This is a genomic window from Bacillus sp. AFS029637, from assembly GCF_002584985.1.
Lineage (GTDB): Bacteria > Bacillota > Bacilli > Bacillales > Bacillaceae_G > Bacillus_A.
Genome location: NZ_NUPZ01000026.1, coordinates 45,493 through 67,770, shown reverse-complemented (window position 1 = coordinate 67,770; position 22,278 = coordinate 45,493). Strand labels below are relative to the sequence as shown.

The following is a 22,278-nucleotide window of genomic DNA, read 5'->3' as shown; positions in this document are numbered from 1 at the left end:
AAAGGTTCAGACACATAACAATTTTCAAGGTTTTAAAATAACTTTAATACAATCATCTTCACGATTATTAAAAATTTGATAACCGTAGCTCGCTTCTTCAAGGGGGATTTTGTGTGTAATAATCTCTTTTGGATCAAATTCTTTATTTGTTATTTTTTCAAATAGTTCCGGCATAAAATGAATGACAGGTGCTTGTCCCATTTTAAGGTTAATATTTCTAACCCAAAATGCACCGAGTGGAAAGGCATTATAATTGCCACCATAAACGCCGGTCATTTGAACCGTTCCATATTTTCTTACGGCTTTCGTAGCGATTTGAATAGGGCCGAGAGTTCCGCCTTGTAATTTCAATTTTTGTTCCAGAAATTCTAGAGGCGATTTTTTTCCATCCATCCCCACGCAATCAATGACTACATCGGCACCACCATGTGTAATTTCCTTTAAATGTTCTCCCATATCGGGGAATTTTGTAAACTCAAATACCTCAACATTGTTAATCTTTTTTGCATAATTCATCCGATAATCTAAGTAATCCACTGCAATTACACGTTTAGCACCTTGCATCCAAGCAAATTTTTGTGTCATTAATCCAACCGGTCCACAACCAAGGACGATAACAGTATCACCTGGTTTAACGCCTGCGTTTATTACACTCCAATAGGCTGTTGGTAAAACATCTGATAAAAATAGTAGGGATTCATCTTCAAGTTCGCATGATTCCGGTATAACAAATGGAATGAAATTTCCAAAAGGAACTTTTAAATATTCTGCTTGTCCACCTGGATGATTACCAAATTTCTCTGTATAACCAAAGTATCCACCGGAATCGTAATGAGGGTTTGAGTTATCACATTGACTTTCCATTTCATGTTGGCAATAGAAACAATGTCCACAAGAAACGTTGAAGGGGATGACAACACGATCGCCTTTTTTCACTTTAGTGACATCTGGCCCGACTTCTTCAACGATTCCCATTGGCTCATGGCCGATAATGTATCCTTGAGGTAAGGGCATGTTGCCTTGATATAAATGTAAATCAGAACCGCAAATAGCGGTTGAAGTAATTCTTACAATAATATCATCTTTTTTTTCTAATTTTGCATCATCCACTTGTTTAACCTGTACTTGGTTTGGTCCTTGATAGGTTACAGCTTTCATCTCATATCTCCTTTTGAATTATGTCTCAAAACATAATTGTATTTAATCTCTTGGTGAAATAGAAATCTTTCTTTTGTTTACTGAAGGGAATTAGGAAGTATACATAGTGTTTTTATGAAAGTATGTTATATCAGTTATTCTTTCTTATATGTTTTGCCCTACTGTAAGAAAAAAATCAATTTTTATTCATAATCTAATTACCAGAAAAAAGATAATTTTTTTTTCATAATTTGTAGCATATTAACAACATCGGAGGTGAAACAATATGGCAAACAATAATAGTGGAAGTCGTAATGAATTATTAGTTCGAGGCGCTGAACAAGCTCTTGATCAAATGAAATATGAAATTGCACAAGAGTTTGGTGTACAACTTGGTGCAGATACAACAGCTCGTTCAAACGGATCTGTTGGTGGTGAAATTACAAAACGTTTAGTAGCATTGGCAGAACAACAACTTGGTGGTAGAGCTAACCGCTAAGTAATTTGGCATAAAATATAGCAAATATGTAAATCAATTTCTTTTGTGTATTCATAAAAATAAAAAACCTTATATTAAACAGATTCTCACTCAAAGATTATTGATAATCTTCTTTCATATTCTTTGAGTATTTAATTTGTTAACTACTTTCCTAAATAATAAACATGCAGTGTTGGAAAGGTGTTTTCCATGCATAGTAGAAAATCCTTTGCAGGAAAAAGTATACTTAAAAATTTGATTTCAATATTGAAATCAATATTTATTATGATATTTTCGAAAGGTAGGAATTTAAAAATGGGTATATTAAGTGGAAATCCTCAAAATGAACCTTTACATTACGGAGAAGTATTTGATATTTGGAGTTATCTTCTTGCTGCGCAGGGGGCAATTGCAAGTCATCAAGTATTTATGAATCACACAGGTGATGAAGATTTGAAGAAGTTTTTAGAAGGCTTAATTGAAAATGATATGAATTCGGAAATAGAAGAATTAAAAGCTCTTTTAAAGATTAATGGGGTCGCTTTACCGCCTGCTCCTCCAGAACGACCAGTTGCATCTATCGAAGACATTCCTCCTGGAGCACGTATTAATGATGCTGAAATTGCTGCTGCTGTTTCTGCAGGGCTAGCAGCTGGACTTGTGACATGTAGTCAAGTAATGGGAAAATGCCTTCGAGAAGATGTAGGCATGTTATTTGGACAATTTCATATGAAAAAAGCGCAGGCAGGTGTAACTCTGCTACGTTTAAGCAAGAAAAAGGGATGGGTAGTTCCACCTCCATTACATGTAAGAAATTCTGATCAAGCGTAATAAACAAAAGTAAAAAAGTGGCGTTGGCCACTTTTTTATTTTTTAGATGTATCCTCAAGTTTGGATTTATTTATTGTGGAAGAATCTATATATTCATCTGACATTTTCATGGCATATTTATCATGCTGAACATGATTATGATTTGTTAATTCATCGTCGTTACGTAGCACTAGCCTCTTCATATAAATGTGAAAGGAAACTTCTGTTCCACCAATAATTAAAGCGGCTATAAATGAAGAAAGTCTAATGTTACGAGTAGCATCTAAATTAGTAAACAAGGATGTTAGTAACCAAGTTCCGAAAAAGCTTAAGCCGAAATCTGTCATTGTAGCAATCATATTTCCGTATTTAGCTAAAATGAAGAGGTCTCCGATAAAATAGGCTCCCGTCAGAAAAAGAGAAATTAGTAATACTCTAGGAATTGAAATGCCTTGAAAGATACTAAGCATGATTAGCAATACTGTAGTTATTGCTGTGTATTTAATTAATAAGGCAACAATATGTTTCAGCATTTTCCTCCATTGTTTAAACGTATATGGAACACAATATTTTATTAAAAACGGGCTATGCTTTTATATAGCGTAACCCGTTTTAATCACCCTTTAATGGTAAGAAGTACAACCTGGGTAAGAAGCAGGCTTATACTATGGATAGTATTTGCGGAATATCGAGCTTTATTCACAAAGGTTAGTTTCATTCTTATAATAGAGATGTTGCCTAAGTGCAATGTTTTTTTATATTAAACTTAATATTTTTTTTGTTTTGATTTTGCATTATATTTTGATTCGTTAATATAAAAATAAACAAAGTATTTTCACGTTTAATGCATCTTTTTATCTATATATTTTCCGTAATCAGGTACAGCAATTTTATCAAATTCTTGAACGAGTGTTTTGAGGCTTGTTGATAGCAATTCACCCGACATAGGTATCCCATGTCCAGGAACAGCGGTTAGAGGCTTTAACTTCTCTAGCTTAACAACTGACTCTTTAGCAGCTTTCCAGTCTGTTGTTAAATAACGAGGCGGACCGCTTATTTCCTGTTCTTGAGTTATTACTTTATACAGATACTCCTGTTTCACTGTAACAAAATAAATCAGGTAATACTTCGATGCCGTGACCACTTTCAATTGAAGTTTCTAGAATAAACTTGTAATCACTTCCATAATTCATTTCATTTTTCAATTTTTCTCCCCCTTAATATATTTTAATACGACATTATAGTTCCCTAATCTTGAAAATTCATTTTGACGAATTTGAGAAAAGAATTAATGTGGGATTAAAAAACAATAATTTAGTCCTAGAATTAAGAGGGATTCAAATCAATTTATATAGAGTGCAAACAAAAAATATTGCTTTTAAAGTCACAGATTCTACTATTTTTTGAGGCGAATTTATGGCTTAATAAAAGATTTATAAGGATATTACAATATAATTTTATATAAAAAAAACATAACAAAGTTCGATAGAAATCCATTATGTCTAATGATTGCTTTTCATAATCAAAGAATGTTTAAGTTTGGTGATGTAATTGAAGTGAATTAGAGGGGAAATAGAAGTGATAATCTCTTCCTAACTTAATTATATCATGTAATTTACCTTCGAAATAGACTGTTTCTTCTCATTTACTACTGTTACAATCAAGAACACATGAATAGTAAGGAGAGGTGCCAAATGAGTTCTTTCGTTCTCGATTTTCAGGAAATAGAAAAGGTGCAGCTTTCACTCGTCGGTGGAAAAGGATTGAATTTAGGGGCGTTATCAAACATGCGAGGGATACAAGTGCCAGAAGGATTTTGTGTTACAACGGTAGGGTATGAAAAGGCCATCGAACAAAATGAAGCGTTTCAAGCTTTGTTGCAACAGCTAACGAAGTTGAAAAGTGAAGACCGAACTCAAGTTGGTGAAATTAGCAGGAAGATTAGAGAAGTCATTATGGCAGTAGACATTCCTTTTGATGTTGAGAAAGCAGTTACTCATTATCTCTCACGTTTTGGCGATGAGCATGCTTATGCAGTACGTTCGAGTGCGACTGCTGAAGATTTACCACATGCCTCGTTTGCAGGTCAACAAGATACGTATTTAAATGTGATTGGAAAAGAAGCTATCTTACAACATATTAAAAAATGTTGGGCTTCTTTATTTACAGATCGAGCGGTTATATACCGCATGCAAAACGGTTTTGATCATAGTCAAGTTTCTATAAGTGTTGTCGTCCAAAGGATGGTATTCCCGGAGGCGTCGGGAATTTTATTTACTGCTGATCCGATTACTTCTAGCCGAAAGGTGTTATCAATCGATGCCAGTTTTGGACTTGGTGAGGCGCTAGTCTCAGGACTCGTCTCTGCCGATAATTATAAAGTAAAAGAGGGCGAAATCGCTGGAAAGATGATTGCAACTAAAAAAATAGCTATGTATGGACGGAAAGAAGGCGGAATAGAGACGAAGCAAATTGCTTCTAATCAGCAAAATGTTCAAACACTTACGGATCAACAAATTTTACAACTCGCACGTATCGGAAGACAGATCGAAGCTTATTTTGATTGTCCGCAAGATATTGAATGGTGCTTAGTTGATGATACATTTTATATAGTCCAAAGTAGGCCAATTACGACTCTATATCCAATTCCAGAAGCAAATGATGGGGAAAATCACGTTTATATATCAGTTGGTCACCAACAAATGATGACGGATGCGATGAAACCACTGGGATTGTCTTTTTTCCTGTTAACAACTCGTGCCCCTATGCGTAAAGCAGGAGGAAGGCTGTTTGTTGATGCTACACAAAAATTAGCTTCAACTGCTAGCAGAGATTTCTTAATAAACACTTTAGGAAAATCAGATCCGCTCATCAGAGATGCATTAACGACTGTAATCGAGCGAGATGGTTTTATTACATTGTTACCGGATGATGAAAAAGAAAAGAGTGTTAGTAAAAGTGTGCGATCTGCAAGTTCGCAACCACAAATCGAAAACAATTCGGCAATCGTTACGGATTTAATAAAGAATAGTCAAGTATCGATCGAAGAGTTAAAACGAAATATTAAAATGAAATCCGGATCGGCTGTATTTCATTTTATTTTAGAAGATATCCAGCAACAATTACAAAAGATATTGTTTAGCCCGCAAAGTACGGCTGTCATTATGGCAGGTATGAATGCTTCTTCATGGATTAATGAAAAGATGGAGCAATGGCTAGGTGAAAAAAATGCAGCAGACACACTTTCACAATCGGTACAACATAATATTACGTCAGAAATGGGTTTAGCATTAATGGATGTTGCAGATGTGATTCGCCCTTATCCAAAGGTCATTGCATATTTACAGCACGTAAACGATAGTAGCTTTTTAGATGAACTCGTTCAGTTTGAAGGTGGAGAAAAGGCTCGAGATGCGATGAATGATTTTCTGAATAAATACGGGATGAGATGTAGCGGAGAAATTGATATTACGAAAACGCGCTGGAGTGAACAGCCAACTACAATTATCCCGATGATTTTAAATAATATAAGAGACTTTGAAGCGGGTGCTAGTAAACGGAAATTTGAAGAAGGGCTGCAGGAAGCTACGGAAAAAGAAGAAGAGCTAGTAGATCGATTGCAGCACTTGCCGGATGGTAAACAAAAAGTAGAAGAAACGAAGCGAATGATTCGTAACATCCGGAATTTCATCGGTTATCGTGAATACCCGAAATACGGCATGATTAATCGCTATTTTATATATAAGCAGGCGTTAAGGAAAGAAGCTGAGCAACTTGTGCAGAGCGGTGTCATTCATGAAGTCGATGATATATATTACCTAACTTTTGAAGAGCTTCACGAAGTTGTTCGTACGAATAAACTAGATTACGAGGTTATTCATAAGCAAAAAAATGAGTACAAATTATATGAAAAACTAACACCCCCGCGGGTTATTACGTCTGATGGAGAAATCATTGCAGGTAAGTACAAACGAGAAAATCTTCCTGCAGAAGCAATCGTAGGTCTGCCTGTTTCTTCCGGAGTAATTGAGGGGAGAGCTCGCGTTATTTTAAACATGGAAGATGCGAATTTAGAAGAGGGAGATATATTAGTTACTGCGTTTACTGACCCTGGCTGGACACCATTATTTGTATCTATAAAAGGATTAGTCACTGAAGTCGGTGGACTTATGACGCATGGGGCAGTTATTGCACGTGAGTACGGATTACCAGCAGTTGTTGGGGTAGAGAATGCTACAAAATTAATAAAAGATGGGCAACGAATACGAGTACATGGAACAGAAGGGTATATTGAGATATTGTAGTTGTGCTTTAGATAAATAAAAAGATCGTCCGCTAAATATAGTGGACGATTTTTTTATGTTTTTAAGCTAGCTACTATTACCTGAAACTGAAAATCAAAATGAGCATATAAATTGGATTTCTTTGAATGTCCCTGTCGTAGAAGAAATTATACATGCCACGATTCGAATTCACATGCAAGAAGTAAGCGTTGAAAACATTGATGAATTAGAATGTATATCAATCTAAAACAAAGAATATTTTCAAAAATATTACAAATTAAGACAATGTATTGTGTAATGTCAGAATATTCTTTATTATATAAAAGTTGGAACATATTTAATATTGGGGAGGAATAGGGATGAAGAAAAAGCCTTTTAAAGTGCTGTCTACGCTTGCGGCGGCAGCTGTGCTTAGTTGCACATTTGGGGTTGGGGGTCAATCTGTTTATGCGGCAACGCCGTCTAATGTAGGATCTTTAAGTCCAATTGATGAAAATTTAATTCAAGAGGAGCGTTTAGCAGATGCGCTCAAGAAACGCGGTGTAATTAGTGAATCTACGTCGAAAGAAGACACATTAAAAGCTGTTGAAAAATACGTAGAGAAGAAAAAAGGCGAAAATGCTGGAAAAGAACCAGCAGCGGGGGACAGTGTTACAAGAGAAGCTGCTGACTTTTTGAAAAAAGTTAAAGATGCAAAAGCAGATGAGAAAGAAAAAGCAGATCAACCTGCTAGTGGCCCGGTAACTGGACAAGAGCCGGTTAAAGGGGGATTAAACGGCAAAGTACCAACTACTTCAGCGAAGCAAAAACAATATAACGGTGATGTTCGTAAAGATAAAGTTCTCGTATTGCTAGTAGAGTTTGATGACTTTAAGCATAACAATATTGATCAAGTACCAGGTTATATGTATTCAAACGATTTTAATCCAGAACATTATCAAAAAATGTTATTTGGTGATGAGCCGTTTACACTCTTTGATGGTTCAAAAATCCCAACATTTAAACAATATTATGAAGAGCAATCTGGTGGTAGTTATACAGTAGATGGCACAGTAACAAAGTGGTTGACAGTTCCTGGTAAAGCAGCGGATTATGGCGCAGATGCAGGAGATGGCGGTCATGATAATATGGGACCAAAAGGCCCGCGTGATTTTGTAAAAGAGGCATTAAATGCGGCTGTAGAAAGTGGTATTGATTTATCTGAATTTGACGAATACGATCAATATGACAATAATGGTGATGGCAATAAAAATGAACCAGATGGTCTGATTGATCACTTAATGGTCATTCACGCTGGAGTTGGGCAAGATGGAGGCGGTGGTAGATTAGGTGATGATGCAATTTGGTCACATCGTTGGAACCTTGGATCACCATATCCAATTGAAGGAACAAAAGCAAAAGTTGATAACTGGGGCGGTAAAATGGCAGCATACGACTACACAATTGAGCCAGAAGACGGAGCAGTTGGTGTATTCGCACATGAATTTGGCCATGATCTAGGTCTTCCAGATGAGTATGATACGAAATATTCCGGATCAGGTGAGCCAATTAACTCTTGGTCTGTTATGAGCGGCGGCAGCTGGGCTGGTAAAATTGCAGGTTCAACGCCACCGAGTTTCTCTCCGCAAAATAAAGAGTTCTTTCAAAAGAACATGGGTGGAAACTGGGCAAATATTGTAGAGGTTGACTATGATAAATTAAACCGCGGTATCGGCCTTGCGACGTACTTAGATCAAAGTGTAACGAAATCAAATCGTCCTGGGCTGATTCGTGTTAACTTACCAGATAAAGAAGTAAAAGGTATTCAGCCTGCGTTCGGTAAGAAATACTACTATAGTACAAAAGGCGATAATCTTCATACAACATTAGAAACGCCAGTGTTCGATTTAACAAATGCAACAAATGTGAAGTTTGATTACAAATCATTGTATGAAATTGAAACGGATTATGACTTCCTTGAAGTACATGCAGTAACAGAAGATGGTACGAAAACGTTAGTGGATCGAATTGGTGAAAAGAATGTAAAAAATGGTCTAGACACAACAGATGGTAAATGGGTAGATAAGTCATATGACTTAAGTAAATTTAAAGGTCAGAAAGTAAAATTAGTATTCGAATACATTACAGATGGTGGTTTAGCACCGAACGGTTTTACTTTTGATAATGCTACATTAACTGTCGATGGAAATGTTGTGTTCTCTGATGATGCAGAAGGCGAAACAAAATTAAAATTAAATGGTTTCGTTGTAGCAGACGGTTTTGATAAGAAGAAGCATAACTACTATTTAGAGTGGAGAAACTACGCTGGTGCTGATCAAGCGTTAAAATATAGCAGTGGTGTACCGTATAATACAGGTCTTCTTGTATGGTATGCAGACTCTAGCTTTACAGATAATTGGGTTGGTATGCATCCAGGCGAAGGTTTCTTAGGAGTTGTTGATTCTCACCCAGAGGCAATTGTTGGAACGCTAAACGGCAAACCAACTGTTAAAAATAGTACACGATTCCAAATCGCAGATGCTGCGTTCTCCTTTAACCAAGCGCCAGCATGGAAAGTTGTATCTCCAACACGCGGAACATATGATTACAAAGGGTTACCAGGTGTAACGAAGTTTGATGATTCTAAATCGTATATGAACGATTTAATCCCAGATGCAGGACGTAAAGTACCGAAGCTTGGATTGAAATTTGAAGTAGTTGGACAAGCAGATGATAATTCTGCAGGCGCAGTTCGTTTATATCGTTAATAATGTAGAAGCTGTTGAAAGGGAGTCCTTTCAACAGCTTTTTTTTACAGAAACATAAATTCCAAGTTATTAATAAAATAATAGAAATTACTAAGCAAGCGGGCTTATTTCTTTAACCCAGCTGCATAAAAAGGTCCATGAACTGCGATTGTTGATAAAATATGAGCAATTTCCTCTGGTGTTTCTTTTTGCCCGCTATTTAACCATTGCTGAATGACACCTATATGAGCAGATGCCATATAAGAAGCTAAGTATTGGCTTGGGACAAGTAAATTCTCTTTCTTTATGAGAGCATCATTCGTATCTTCAAACAGTGTTTTCCACATAAAGTCTTTCAGTTTTGTTTGGAATGATAAATCCCCTTTTGGGCTAAGTACGGCTCTTATAAAATCACTATTTTCATTTAGAAATTCAAGAATAGAAGCGATAAGTACAAATGGAGTCGTTGGGGAAGGATTTGATCCAAGATCCGCAATAACTTCCGGAAATTTCTTTTTTGCAATGCTAGACATCTCATGCATAATTTCTTCTTGGCATCTCGTCATTAAATCAAATTTATCTAGATAATGTGTATAAAACGTACCACGGTTTATGTTCGCTTTCGTTGTAATATCTTTTACTGTAATGGCGTCAAAGCCTTTTTCTTCAATTAATTCCACAAATGCATTTCGTATTGCCGTTTTCGTACGAATCACGCGTAAATCTAAATTACTATCTCGCAAAGTATGTCCCTCCTAAATTTTCTTCAACATATTTATCAAATGTGTCTTATAACCGACACATTCGCGGTTTTTGATTATTGTATAAGGTTCAATGCAAACATATAATTCAAAATATAAATAAACAACACGTTGTTCGCTTATTGTAACTGAAATTAAAGGAGGGGAAAAGAACATGTTTAAAAATAAACTTTTATTATTATCACCAGTCATTGCACTACTTATTGTCTTTATTTTTTCATTAACATTATTCCCGACAGTTCAACCACAGCCAAAAAACTTGCCAATTGCAATTGTAAATGAGGATCAAGGAGTAGAAATTCCGAACCAACCTAAAATGAATATGGGGCAAACGATTGTTGATACGATTAAAAATAAATCAAAAGCAGATGAAGAACCTGCGGTTAAATGGGTAGAAGTAAAAAATAAGGAATCGGTTCAAAAGGGGTTAAATAATAAAGAGTATTACGCGGCATTAGTTATTCCGAAAGAATTTAGTGCAAAACAAGCATCATTACGAACACCACAGCCGTCTTCGCCAGAAGTAGAAATACTCATAAATCAAGGAATGAATACAGCTGCATCAACTATGGCAGGGCAAGTATTACAGGCGATCGTTGATAATATGAACAATACTGTTCGTACGCAGCTACTAGATGGGTTTAAAGCAAAAGGTGCTACTTTAACAACAGATCAAGCTTCAAATTTAGTAACACCTATTGCGAAGAAAGTGACAAATGTGAATGAGGTTGGAAAAAATAGTGCGAATGGTAACTCGCCTATTTCATTATTCCAACCGCTATGGATTGCAAGTTTAGCGAGCGCAGCAATCATCTTTATTGCAATTCGTAAAATGCCAGTCGGCTCACGAAAAGAAAACTTTATATTGAAAGTAAAACAAATCGTAACAGGAGCTATTGCGGCGCTTGTAATTGGATTTGGTCTTACATGGATTGCGGACGGAATGGTAGGATTAAATATTTCGAACTTCACGGATACGGCACTGTTTTTATCTATTACATCCTTTAGTTTCTTCTTAATGATTTCTGCAGTGCTTTCATTAGTCGGACTAAATGGGATCGGTTTATTCGCTCTCTTACTATTCTTCGGGGCACCGTTATTATCGTTAGCACCTGAAATGTTGTCACCATTTTATCAAGACTGGGTATACTCATGGTTGCCAATGCGATTTATGATCGAAGGATTAAGGGACATTTTCTTCTTTGGAAAAGGGTTAAGCTGGACTACACCTGTTACTGTGCTCGTTTGGATTGGGATAGTAAGTATGGTTGTTATACTAGCAACTGCATGGAAGTCTCGTGCAGTAAAGGGACATAAAACAGAATTACATGCTTAAAAAGAAAAGCCGTTTCACTAGTAGTGAAGCGGTTTTTGTGATGAAATTTACATGGTTTTTTGCTGAAGCGAATGACCTTTCGTCTTTTCCATAGTATCGAGAGCTCTAAAGATCACGTACGTTCCAAACAATCTCACCGCGCTCGTCGTCCCACGTACTGTGATGCCGCTTAAAACCTATCTTTTCAAGCACGCGGAGGGAAGCAATATTCCAAGCGCCTACAGTCGACCAAAGTTTGTGGCGCCCAGTAGCAATCGCAGCGTCCAGTACAACGGATGCTGCCTCAGTTGCGTAGCCTTTACCGTGAGCGCTGCGGAATAACTCGTATGCAATCTCGGGCTCTTCAAGTGTGGAACGCCCAATAATCAAGCCGCAGTATCCGATGAAATCGCCTTCGTCGCGCCTTCGAATAGTGAGAAGGGAAATGCCATTTTCATCTGCCTTCTTGCGCATCTCAATAAGCCGGCTACGAACGGAGTCAACGGTTGGCATGTCCACACCACGTTCGCCAATTAATTTGCTCAGCCAAACTGCATCGGATTCTTCCCACATATTCAGCTCAAGTCGTTCAGTTTTTAGCTGGAACTCCATAGTTTTAAATAAAGTTGTCATAGTGGAAACCTCCTAGTTATCACTGCACTTATAATAGCTTCGCATCACCACATCAGGTTGGAAACCCGAGTAATTCGCGAATGTATAGCAACAGTGTACAAAAAAATAGTGATAGCTTATCCGCTATTTGCCGGGCAGTAAAACCCCACTGATTATAGTTTCACTTTATACATAAGCAATTCCTTTGCCAAATAGACCATTGCAGCAATCTTTATTTTAGATCTACAGTTGTCCCGTTATATACACATGCTCCGACTATTTCAAAATGCATAAAATGTTAAGCGACATTATGGAGGGGATACGATGTATAATTCGAATGATTTTGATTGGTATAGGCAGAATGATAAGTTGATTAGTGATATTGAAAAAGCGATTAATGGAGAGTATAGCGCTATAAACTGCTATGCGAAATTAGCCAACATGGCTCCAAATGTGGTGGAACGAAATCAAATTCTTGAAATCCGTAACGATGAAATAAAGCATTTTCATCACTTTGTACAAATGTATACGAATTTAACTGGCAGGCAGCCGAAACCACAGATTACGGAAGACTGCCCGAATACGTACTTGCAAGGATTAGAATTCGCTATACAAGATGAGCAGAAGACAGTAGATTTTTATTTGGAAATTGCTGATGAAACATCAGATGCATCTATGAAAGAGTTGTTGCGGAGAATAGCTGCAGACGAACAAAATCATGCGGTGTGGTTTTTATATTATTTTGTGAAGTCGAAGTGAGTATTGAATGAAATACTTAAATATAAGTAGAAGGAAACCGTTTCACAGTAGTGGAGCGGTTTTCTTGCGATGAAATGCAAGTTACATAGGATCGACAAAATATAGTAGTTGAATTTGGTATATAATGTATGAAACGAAAATGAAAATAAATAAAATGAAACTTTAATCAGTGGGGGATCAAAAAGCGATTGAATTAATGTATAAAAACGCACTCGATTTAGGAGTTTACGTGGAATATATTACAGATGAAAATGATGGCAGAACGCGTTTGTCAGTGTGGTAGCGCTAGGAAAGGGGAACGGAAATATGGAGAGAACTACAGTTCAAGAATATACAATTCGAATTGCTACTGAAGGTGAAAGTGATAGCATTATTACGCTATTAAAAGAAGTAGCACAGTGGTTACAACATAAAGAAGTAGATCAATGGCAGTATCTTTTAGGTGAAGAAGCTACGGCTGAAATACTAGAAGGTATAAGAGAGAAATATACGTATGTTGTTATGAAAGAAGAAGAAATTGTCGGCACGGTTACAGTATCTCCTAAACAAAGTGAATGGGATGAATATATTTTTGGTAAAGAGGAAGTTTCTGATTCGTTGTATATTCATAGATTTGCGGTGAAACGGAAGTATAAGGGGAATGGAATAGGAGAATGGATGTTACGATGGATAGAAGAGAATGTGCAACATGATAAAGAGTATTTGAAGTTAGATTGTGTAGGGCATAATCGGATATTGAATGATTTTTATAAGAGAAGTGGTTTTGAATATATTGGAAGTACGGATGGGCTTAGCAAGTTTCAAAAGAGAAGGGGAATGTGAATGCATCCAATTAACGTAAGTTTAGTTGAAAAGTTAATACAGGAACAGTTTCCTGAATGGGCACATTTAGAAGTGAAATCTGTAAAGCTTAGTGGGCATGATAATAGAACGTTTCATCTAGGCGATCAGATGAGTGTAAGATTACCAAGTGATGTAGCATATGCACCGCAAGTAGAGAAGGAAAACAAGTGGCTTCCTCTATTAAGCAAGGAACTTTCTTTACCAATTTCTTCTCCAATTGCGAAAGGGAATCCTTGTGAAGAATATCCGTGGCCTTGGTCTATTAATAAGTGGATAGAAGGAGAGACAGTTACGAAAGAAAATGTACGTGACTTAAATGAATTTGCGGCGGATTTAGGATCATTTCTAGTAGCATTGCAATCTATTGATGCGAGTGACGGACCGATAGCTGGAGCACATAATTTTTACCGAGGTGGGCTTATATTTGTATATGATAAAGAGGCGAGAGATGCTATCGAAAATAATAAGGACGTTTTTGATGAAACAGTATTAAAGCACCTTTGGGATTTAGCACTTCAGTCAACGTGGAAGCGCAAACCAGTTTGGGTGCATGGAGATATAGCGCCAGGGAACTTACTCGTTACAGACGGAAAGCTTAGTGCCGTAATTGATTTTGGGATATTAGGAGTAGGGGATCCTGCTTGTGATGCGGCGATGGCTTGGACATTCTTTGATAAGAATAGTAGAAATATATTTAAAGAAGTATTACAGATGGACGAAGAAACGTGGAATAGAGCGAGAGGTTGGGCGCTTTGGAAGGCGTTAATTACATATGATGCAAATAAGGGGAGTAATAAGAAAGTGGCAGAAGAATCGTATCGTGTGATCCAAGTGATTGTGGATGATTATTCAATAAAGTGAAAAGGTTTATATAGCATCAGTTTTGATTGAAGTTACTTGACGTTTACTGTGCAATAAAAAGGAGGGAACATGATTGAAAGTCAAGCAAGGGAAATATGAAGAAATAAAATTGCGTGATAGAATTCCAGGTATGGTTGAATATATAGATAGCACAAGGCTTCCGGCTGATTTTCACTACTATATTCCTCCACACTGGCATAGAAGTATTGAAATTAGTTTAGTTATATATGGAGACGTTTTTTTATATGTAAATGGGCAAAAAAAGAAAGTGTCAGCTGGTGAGTTTATCTTTGTAAACAGTGGAGATGTTCACGAATTTGAAAAAGTTGAAAATATAAGTTGTGCAGTCATGATGTTAATTGTTTCTTATGAATTTCTTAAAGAGCTAAATGATGACTTTGATACATATAGATTTAATTTAAAAGAATCCATTGTTCAGAACACAAAGCTCAAAGAAATATTTTATGAATTAAAGGGATTAGTCACAAACTCTGATGATTTAAGTTATATAAAAATGAATAGTTTAATTTATGAGATTGTTTATATTTTATTGCGCCACTGTAAAGATGGGGAGAAAGTAGATAATGATTTTCAACTTGGAAATAAACAAAAAGAGATGATTACATATATTTATGAGCATTACGATGAAGAGCTTAAACTGAAAGATATGGCGAAACACTTTTTTGTAAGTGAGGAACATTTTTCCCGTAGGTTCAAGAAATCTTTCGGATCAAATTTCACCTCTTTTTTAACGAGATACAGGCTTCATAAAGCTTATGAAGATATTATTAGCAGTACAAATTCTATACAAGATATAGCAATAAAACATGGATTCCCCAATGTAAAGTCATTCATTTCACAGTTTAAGGGGAAATATGGATTTACACCATTACAATATAGAAAAAATATGATATCAAAAAATGACAATAATGGAATCAAATATGAACAACAATAAAAATACGTTCCGTGTTACATTTTGTACATGGAACGTATTTTTATTTAGTAGATGAAAATTTACACGATTCTATAATTTTTTTAAAAAATGTAAGCGTTTTAACGCGAGGCAGGGGGAATAAAAGATGACTAGACAATATAGCTTAGATTTATTAGAAAAAATTCAAGAAAAACAAGAAACCATCAATGTACAAGGTGCAGAAGTCTTAGTGAAAAACATACCAGATTGCGATGAAAAGGGAGCGATGGATCCACGTCTTTATAAAGACATGAAGGTTCAAATGAACATAATGAGATTTATGCCTAAAAATATGATGAAAATGGACGCTTCCGAAAAATCAGTAAAGAATATGAGAAAACAGTTTAATGGTATTAAAAGCGTTCCGATTGTCACTAAAGATATAAATATTATGAATGAAACAGTTAAAGCGGAAGATGGATATGATATTCCGATAAGGATTTATAATAGTATTTCGAAACGAGAGAGTGCTCCAATTCTATACTTTATTCATGGTGGTGGATTTATGGCGGGATCACCAGATGTGGTAGAAGAACTTGTGAAATTAATAGTAGAAAAAACAGATATACTAGCCGTTTCCGTAGATTATCGATTAGCTCCAGAACATCCTTATCCAATTGGGCATACAGATTGTTACACTACTTTAAAATGGATTTATGAGAATGCTGAAGCATTCGGCGGTGATAAGAATAATATCTTTGTTGCGGGTGATAGTGCTGGAGGGAACTTAACTCAGTATTGTACAACGAGAGATATGGAAGATGGCAGAAACCTCGTAAAAGGACAATTGCTTCTGTATCCTACAATTAATATGTGTGACTATGAAGACGAGTTTTATTCTTGGAGTATAGATAAATATGAGATCGCTCCGAAATATAAAAAAGGACTAGAAAAACTGCTTAATGTGATGCATTCAATGGCCGGAGGGATGGCAGAAATACTTGGTACGCAAGACATTCATTCGAAGTATTTAAGTCCATATGTTGATGTAAATCCAGACTATCCATGTACATTTATTACGGTAGGAGAGCATGATTTTTTAATGATAGAATGTTTAGCGTATGCAGCTAAATTGACTAAAAAAGGAGTGGATACTGAAACAGTCCTTTATCGTGGTTTAGGGCACGCATATGGAGATAATGTAGGTGTCTATCCTCAAAGTGAAGATTTAGCGATTGAGATGGGTAATTTTATATTAAAACATAGTGGGAAGTAGGGGGAAATGATGAAAAATAAAACAGTGATAGTAAGTCTAATTTTCGCTATTTTACTATGCATATTCGCATTTACAGACCTACAGATATCCCATAGTTTATATGAACCAACTAATAAGATCGCTCTTTTTTTACAAGCTATAGGAGAGATTCCGGCGATGCTTATCGCCTTATTTTGTAGTATGTATTTATTTAAAACTAGAAAAAATAAAGGTTCAAGAGGATATTATCTATCTGGAATTGGATATGGAGTAATTATACTCTTGTTCGCTTTCATAGCTTCATTTATGTTAGTACATTATTTAACAATTTCAAAATCCTTAATTTCGATTATTATGATTTGCTTCATTGTAGCTACTTATATGATTTCTAAATCATGGAGTAAGTATGATGATGTAAGATTGAGAGATATTGCGTTAATTGGATTATTAAGTGTAGTGATCGTGTTAATTACATTTAATCTAATAAAATTAGGATGGGGTAGAGAACGCTATCGTCATATGATTTCTATAGGATCTTTTGAAGGATTTTCAAAATGGTTTATACCCCAAGGAATTGCTAAAAGTGATGAGTTTATGTCATTTCCTTCAGGCCATAGTGCGAATGCAGCGCTCGTTATTTGGTTGAGTTTATTACCAGGGTATATTGCTTCATTCAAACGTAAAAAAATAGGTGTTTGGATTTTCATTCTTATGTGGATGATACTAGTGCCAGTTAGCCGTATTATGGTAGGGGCCCATTTTGCTTCAGATGTTACAGTTGGAGTCGCTATTTCATTAATTGTTTTTATATCTACGAAAAAGTATATATGGAGAAATAAGAAAGTTGATGTGCAGAGTATTCATGAAAGTATGTAAACACTCATTGAAATTTACAGAGTGGACTGTAATCAAAGGGAAGTCATTTTGATTCGAATGACTTCTTTTTGTTTGCCATAAAAGTCAAATTTAGTTTTGGAATATTCCTTGACAGGAATATTCCAACTTGGATATAATCGATTCAACAAGAAGATAATAGTAGTGATGATATGGATGTGTTATAACCGGAGACCATCGCTTAACGAGGTGAGTGATATGTCGGGGAAATTTCCGGGCGTGAACATGGCGACGCTGAATGCCTTATCAGAACCGAATCGTATGAATATCGTTGAACTTTTGCGTAACGGTCCTCTAACAGTTGGGGAAATTGCTGACTATCTAGGATTAAGGCAACCGCAAACTTCAAAACATTTAAAAGTGTTAAGTGATACTGGGATTGTGGAAGTGCAGGCGGAAGCGAATCGCCGGATTTATAAATTACGACCTGAGCCTTTCCAAGCGCTTGATTGTTGGGTACAGTCATTTAAGCATGTAATGGAAGAGAGATTTGATAATTTAGATACGTATTTGAAGGAATTGCAAAACAAGGAAAAGTCTTAAGGAGGAATGAAAATGTCAAACAATACAATGGTATCGAGAGTAGAGAATGGTCAGGTATTAGTACTAGAGCGCGTTTTTGATGCGCCACGTGATCTTGTATTCAGTATGTTTAAAGAAGCAGAGCATTTGAAACATTGGTGGGGACCAAGAGGCTGGGAAATTCCATCATGTACTGTTGATTTCCGTCCTGGGGGAGTTTGGCACTACTGTATGAAGTGTGTTGATCAAAAACAAGGGCAATTTTTTGGTATGGAATCATGGGGTAAAGGTGTATATAAAGAGATTATTGAGCCTGAGAAAATTGTTTATACCGATTATTTTTCGGATGCTGAAGGCAATGTGAATGATTCTATGCCATCAACGGAGATCACACTGGAATTCATTGATTTAGGTGGAAAGACAAAGTTAATAAATCGTGCTGAATATGTTAACGAAAAGGCCCTTAAGACCGTTATGGATATGGGAATGCTACAAGGTATTACTGAAACTTGGGATCGTTTGAATGAACGGCTTGAGTTATTGAAATAGATTTTGTACTGTAATTTCATTTTTGACGATAGTCAAGTTTAATAAAAAATTGTAAGGGAGCGTTAAAAGAAATGATTAATAATGTTGGGCAAATTATGTTATATGTGAATAACCAAGATGAAGTGAAGGAATTTTGGACAGAAAAAGTAGGGTTTATTGTAATTTCAGAGGAAGATAACGGTCAAGGAATGCGCTGGATTGAAATTGCGCCGACTAAAGAAGCTGAAACAAGCATTGTTCTCCATAATAAAGAGCTTATTGCTAAAATGCAGCCGGAGTTAAATCTTGGTACACCTTCTTTAATGTTCTTCTCAAAAGACTTCGATCGTTTATATAGCGATTTAGTAAACAAAAACGTTACAGTTGGAGAAATTGTAACGATGCCTACAGGTAGAATATTTAATTTTGCAGATAGCGAAAATAACTATTTTGCAGTAATGGAAAAGAAGTAAATTTTATTTGAAATTATGAGTGCGATGTTGAACTAAAGGCATCGCATTTTTTATTTTTGTTAAAAATAGTTTAATTTTATATAATAATAAAACGATATATAATAGTATGTTATAGTAACAACAAAGGGGGGGTAAAAATGGAAATTATTCACGAAAGAGCAAAGTTACGACTAATAGATAACGATGATGTCGAAACTTTGTTTTCAATTATAGAAGGAAATCGGGATATTTGGGCGTATTTAATCTCTAAAATGGATAGTGTTCAAGATATGCAGCAATATGTTCAAAAAGCGATAAAGGGCTATGGAAGAGGAACGCAAATACCATTCATCGTAGTCGATCAACAGACGAATACGATTGTAGGAAGTACACGGTTATATAATATTTCAGTAGAAGACAAGACAGTGGAGTTAGGGCAGACGTGGTATCATCCGAGTGTACAACGTACGAGTATAAATACAGAGTGTAAATATATGCTTCTCCAGTACGCTTTTGAAAAACTAAATATGTTGAGAGTGCAAATTAAGACAGATGTAAGAAATGAAAAAGCACAACGAGCAATCGAAAGGTTAGGCGCAGTAAAAGAGGGCGTACTGAGAAACGAAAGAAGATTGCCAAGTGGACATGTGAGAGATGCGGTTGTGTACAGCATTATCGCGAGTGAATGGCCAAGCATAAAAGAAAAATTGTTAGAAAAATTAGAGTTGTATAAAGAAACGTTATAATTCGTGTTTTGAAAGGTATATGGTTCGTAATACATGAAAAATATACCTTTTTTCTTACAAAATGCTACTTTATTTTAATTACTTTCGTTTCATCGTTCCCTTCTGATAAAAAATTCGTTACAATGTAGTTGTATGGTAATAAACTTATGAATTGAAAAATGTAATGAAAACCGCAAATGAAAAATGAATTGATAATCCTCAATTTTAAATGAAAACCCTTTTATATAAATAAAACAAGAAAAATTCCTTCTTTTAAATGAATTCAAACAAACTGATTTGATATATACGTTTTTTATAGAAGTATGGATGATGTACGGAGGCAATTACAAATGAAAGAAAATAAGAAAAGTAAAAAAAGACGAGTCTTTCAAGTATTTTTACTACTGATTTGTTCTGTTATTTTATATGTGAGCTATGCAGCTTATGATATTTGGAGTTATCGCTTTAAAACAGATGCTGGTGTGAAAACAGATGCTGGTATCGTACTAGGAGCAGCTTCTTGGAACGGAAAACCATCTCCTGTATTTAAAGAAAGAATTAATCATGCGATTTCTTTATATAAAAACGGAAATATTAAAAAGATTATTTTTACAGGTGGTACAAAGTTTGAGGCAGAACTCGAGGAATCACGCACTGCGAGAGTGTATGCATTGAAACAAGGTGTAAAAGAAGAAGATATTTTAATAGAAACAAAATCCCTTTTTACTGAAGAAAACTTAAAGAATGCGAAGGAAGTTGGAACAGAGAACGGAATACGCACATACACGATTGTAAGTGATCCACTTCATATGAAACGCGCAATGAGAATCGCGAAACATATTAACATTGAGGCATATGCTTCGCCAACGCCAACATCAGCATATAAAACGTTAGATACAGAAATTCCATTCTTCTTTAAAGAATTGTTCTCGTATATTGGATATGTAACCTCTTTGCCATTAAAGGCATTGAAGGGAGATTAATATAAGAAAAGGCCCTATTTTCTATAGGGATTTTTCTTATAATCCAAAAACATTGTATTTTTATCGGAATAATGAAACAATAGAGAGGTAGCTTCATATAATCATAATGACAAAATGAACGGTTGATGAATCGGGCATAAAGTGAAACTTTAATCAATGGGAGTTTTACTGCCCGTTAATGCGGGATAAAGGAGATTATAGTATGGCACTCTCATTTGTTGAAACAGAAGAACAATCGTATATGATTCAGCAGTTAAACACTTTAATTCCGAAATTTATGGAAAGAGAACCGGAATTAAGTGATTTAGGTTCTTTTCCATATGAAAATATTAATGATTTGAAACATATTGGATATACGAAAGTAACGTTACCGAAGGAATTTGGTGGTCGTGCGATTTCTTTATATGACTTCGTTTTATTTCAAGAAAAAATTGCAGAAGGTTGCGGAGCTACTGCATTGTCAATTGGATGGCATATCGGTATTGTGAAAGAACTAGCTGAAAATCGCTCTTGGAATAACGAGATGTTCAAATGGTTTTGCGAAGAAGTACGTAACGGTGCGCTCTTTAACCGGGCAGCGACAGAACCGAAAACAGGGAGTCCGACGCGTGGCGGCAAACCAGAAACAATAGCGATTCAAAAAGGTGATAAGTGGATTATAAATGGAAGAAAAACTTTCACAACGATGGCACCAGTACTTGATTATTTTATTATTTCAGCAAGTATGGAAGGCCGAGAAGAAGTTGGTGAGTTTGTCATACCGAGGAATACGCTCGGTGTATCTATTGAAGAAACGTGGGATAGCGTTGCAATGCGAGGGACTGCTAGCCACGATTTAGTCTTACAAAATGTAGAAATAGAGAACCGCTTTTTTACGGATGTAAAAGGCGGAAAAGTGAAACAAAAGGGTATTGGCTGGTTGCTACATATACCAGCATGTTATTTAGGAATCGCACAATCAGCAAGAAATTATGCAGTTCAGTTTGCGGAATCATACAAGCCAAATAGTTTAAATCATTCAATTAGTTTATTGCCGAATGTTAGAAGATTAGTCGGAGAATTAGAACTTGAGCTTATGCAAGCTCGTGTCTTTTTATATCAAATCGCGAAAAAGTACGATGAAGCAGAAGATAAGCTTTCACTACAAGCAGAGCTAGCAGCAGTGAAATACGCCGTAACAAATGCGGCGATATCCATAGTGGATAAATCGATGCGCATCGTAGGAGCAAAAAGTTTATCAGAAAAAAATCCGCTCCATCGTTACTATTTAAACGTCAGAGCAGGATTACACAATCCACCGATGGATGATGCGACACTGTCTATGCTGGCGGATGCGGCGTTTCGGTCGTGATGAATAAATGAAAAGGCTGTTCCAAAGCGGAATAGCCTTTTTATAATAAAAATCTTTCTTTTCATTCTTC

At 35.9% G+C, this 22,278-nt stretch carries 22 protein-coding genes and 2 pseudogenes; 18 read left to right on the top strand and 6 right to left on the bottom strand.

The window, feature by feature from the left end; all coding sequences use genetic code 11:
* Positions 1–24: 24 nt before the first annotated feature.
* Positions 25–1,158 (bottom strand): zinc-dependent alcohol dehydrogenase, encoded by a 1,134-nt coding sequence (locus COE49_RS15185; RefSeq protein ID WP_078993864.1) that lies wholly within the window; start codon positions 1,156–1,158, stop codon positions 25–27.
* Positions 1,159–1,423: 265 nt separating this feature from the next.
* On the opposite strand from COE49_RS15185, the gene sasP reads away from it, so the two are divergent.
* Positions 1,424–1,636 carry a small acid-soluble spore protein, SasP family gene (sasP, locus tag COE49_RS15180; protein WP_098945945.1) on the top strand — a complete coding sequence of 71 codons (213 nt, stop codon included), beginning with the start codon at positions 1,424–1,426 and terminating at the stop codon, positions 1,634–1,636.
* A 294-nt stretch (positions 1,637–1,930) separates the two neighbouring features.
* Positions 1,931–2,446, top strand: coding sequence for a DUF3231 family protein (locus COE49_RS15175; protein ID WP_098568109.1), 516 nt, complete (start codon positions 1,931–1,933; stop codon positions 2,444–2,446).
* Positions 2,447–2,481: 35 nt separating this feature from the next.
* Here COE49_RS15175 and COE49_RS15170 read toward each other — a convergent pair whose 3' ends face one another.
* From COE49_RS15170 to COE49_RS28045, 3 genes and pseudogenes are all read right to left on the bottom strand, one after another.
* The gene (locus COE49_RS15170) at positions 2,482–2,955 is read right to left on the bottom strand and encodes a YndM family protein (RefSeq protein ID WP_141556630.1); all 474 of its coding nucleotides are present in this window, start codon (positions 2,953–2,955) and stop codon (positions 2,482–2,484) included.
* A gap of 311 nt (positions 2,956–3,266) precedes the next feature.
* Positions 3,267–3,536 (bottom strand): annotated as a pseudogene (locus COE49_RS15165) (MBL fold metallo-hydrolase); the annotation flags it as partial.
* Positions 3,505–3,630 carry a hypothetical protein gene (locus COE49_RS28045; RefSeq protein WP_255294750.1) on the bottom strand — a complete coding sequence of 42 codons (126 nt, stop codon included), beginning with the start codon at positions 3,628–3,630 and terminating at the stop codon, positions 3,505–3,507. The pseudogene COE49_RS15165 and the gene COE49_RS28045, both read right to left, overlap by 32 nt.
* Before the next feature lie 489 nt (positions 3,631–4,119).
* Between COE49_RS28045 and ppsA the strand changes: the two genes are divergently transcribed.
* Positions 4,120–6,729, top strand: a complete 2,610-nt coding sequence (ppsA, locus tag COE49_RS15160) for a phosphoenolpyruvate synthase (RefSeq protein WP_098945943.1) — start codon at positions 4,120–4,122, stop codon at positions 6,727–6,729.
* A 338-nt stretch (positions 6,730–7,067) separates the two neighbouring features.
* On the top strand, positions 7,068–9,455 hold the full coding sequence (locus COE49_RS15155; RefSeq protein WP_098252499.1) for an immune inhibitor A domain-containing protein: 2,388 nt from the start codon (positions 7,068–7,070) through the stop codon (positions 9,453–9,455).
* Positions 9,456–9,559: 104 nt separating this feature from the next.
* Here the strand turns inward: COE49_RS15155 and COE49_RS15150 are convergent, their stop codons facing one another.
* Entirely contained in the window at positions 9,560–10,177 is a 618-nt protein-coding gene (locus tag COE49_RS15150; protein WP_098252498.1) for a TetR/AcrR family transcriptional regulator, read from the bottom strand.
* Between the two features lie 172 nt (positions 10,178–10,349).
* On the opposite strand from COE49_RS15150, the gene COE49_RS15145 reads away from it, so the two are divergent.
* Positions 10,350–11,531, top strand: a complete 1,182-nt coding sequence (locus tag COE49_RS15145) for a YhgE/Pip domain-containing protein (protein ID WP_098252497.1) — start codon at positions 10,350–10,352, stop codon at positions 11,529–11,531.
* 105 nt (positions 11,532–11,636) lie between these two features.
* Here COE49_RS15145 and COE49_RS15140 read toward each other — a convergent pair whose 3' ends face one another.
* Positions 11,637–12,143 carry a GNAT family N-acetyltransferase gene (locus COE49_RS15140; protein WP_098252496.1) on the bottom strand — a complete coding sequence of 169 codons (507 nt, stop codon included), beginning with the start codon at positions 12,141–12,143 and terminating at the stop codon, positions 11,637–11,639.
* A gap of 303 nt (positions 12,144–12,446) precedes the next feature.
* On the opposite strand from COE49_RS15140, the gene COE49_RS15135 reads away from it, so the two are divergent.
* The 13 genes and pseudogenes from COE49_RS15135 (at position 12,447) to COE49_RS15075 (ending at position 22,208) form a co-directional block, all read left to right on the top strand.
* A complete protein-coding gene (locus COE49_RS15135; RefSeq protein WP_098252495.1) occupies positions 12,447–12,881 on the top strand; it encodes a ferritin-like domain-containing protein in 435 nt (144 codons plus the stop codon).
* Between the two features lie 175 nt (positions 12,882–13,056).
* Positions 13,057–13,164 (top strand): annotated as a pseudogene (locus tag COE49_RS15130) (DUF2691 family protein); the annotation flags it as partial.
* Positions 13,165–13,187: 23 nt separating this feature from the next.
* Complete coding sequence (locus COE49_RS15125; RefSeq protein ID WP_098945942.1) at positions 13,188–13,703, top strand: GNAT family N-acetyltransferase; 516 nt, start codon at positions 13,188–13,190, stop codon at positions 13,701–13,703.
* On the top strand, positions 13,704–14,585 hold the full coding sequence (locus COE49_RS15120) for an aminoglycoside phosphotransferase family protein (protein WP_098252493.1): 882 nt from the start codon (positions 13,704–13,706) through the stop codon (positions 14,583–14,585). It abuts the gene before it with no gap.
* Positions 14,586–14,658: 73 nt separating this feature from the next.
* Complete coding sequence (locus tag COE49_RS15115) at positions 14,659–15,540, top strand: AraC family transcriptional regulator (RefSeq protein WP_098945941.1); 882 nt, start codon at positions 14,659–14,661, stop codon at positions 15,538–15,540.
* Between the two features lie 124 nt (positions 15,541–15,664).
* Positions 15,665–16,774, top strand: a complete 1,110-nt coding sequence (locus COE49_RS15110) for an alpha/beta hydrolase (protein ID WP_098252491.1) — start codon at positions 15,665–15,667, stop codon at positions 16,772–16,774.
* A gap of 9 nt (positions 16,775–16,783) precedes the next feature.
* Positions 16,784–17,629 (top strand): phosphatase PAP2 family protein, encoded by an 846-nt coding sequence (locus tag COE49_RS15105; protein ID WP_098252490.1) that lies wholly within the window; start codon positions 16,784–16,786, stop codon positions 17,627–17,629.
* Between the two features lie 216 nt (positions 17,630–17,845).
* Positions 17,846–18,190, top strand: a complete 345-nt coding sequence (locus COE49_RS15100; protein ID WP_098252489.1) for an ArsR/SmtB family transcription factor — start codon at positions 17,846–17,848, stop codon at positions 18,188–18,190.
* Between the two features lie 12 nt (positions 18,191–18,202).
* Positions 18,203–18,718: an SRPBCC family protein gene (locus COE49_RS15095; protein ID WP_098252488.1), complete on the top strand. Its 516-nt coding sequence runs from the start codon at positions 18,203–18,205 to the stop codon at positions 18,716–18,718.
* Positions 18,719–18,789: 71 nt separating this feature from the next.
* Positions 18,790–19,170: a VOC family protein gene (locus COE49_RS15090; protein WP_088229565.1), complete on the top strand. Its 381-nt coding sequence runs from the start codon at positions 18,790–18,792 to the stop codon at positions 19,168–19,170.
* Between the two features lie 137 nt (positions 19,171–19,307).
* A complete protein-coding gene (locus COE49_RS15085; protein ID WP_098252487.1) occupies positions 19,308–19,895 on the top strand; it encodes a GNAT family N-acetyltransferase in 588 nt (195 codons plus the stop codon).
* 329 nt (positions 19,896–20,224) lie between these two features.
* Positions 20,225–20,857 carry a YdcF family protein gene (locus COE49_RS15080; RefSeq protein ID WP_088229563.1) on the top strand — a complete coding sequence of 211 codons (633 nt, stop codon included), beginning with the start codon at positions 20,225–20,227 and terminating at the stop codon, positions 20,855–20,857.
* 202 nt (positions 20,858–21,059) lie between these two features.
* Entirely contained in the window at positions 21,060–22,208 is a 1,149-nt protein-coding gene (locus tag COE49_RS15075) for an acyl-CoA dehydrogenase family protein (RefSeq protein WP_088229562.1), read from the top strand.
* Positions 22,209–22,278 lie beyond the last annotated feature (70 nt).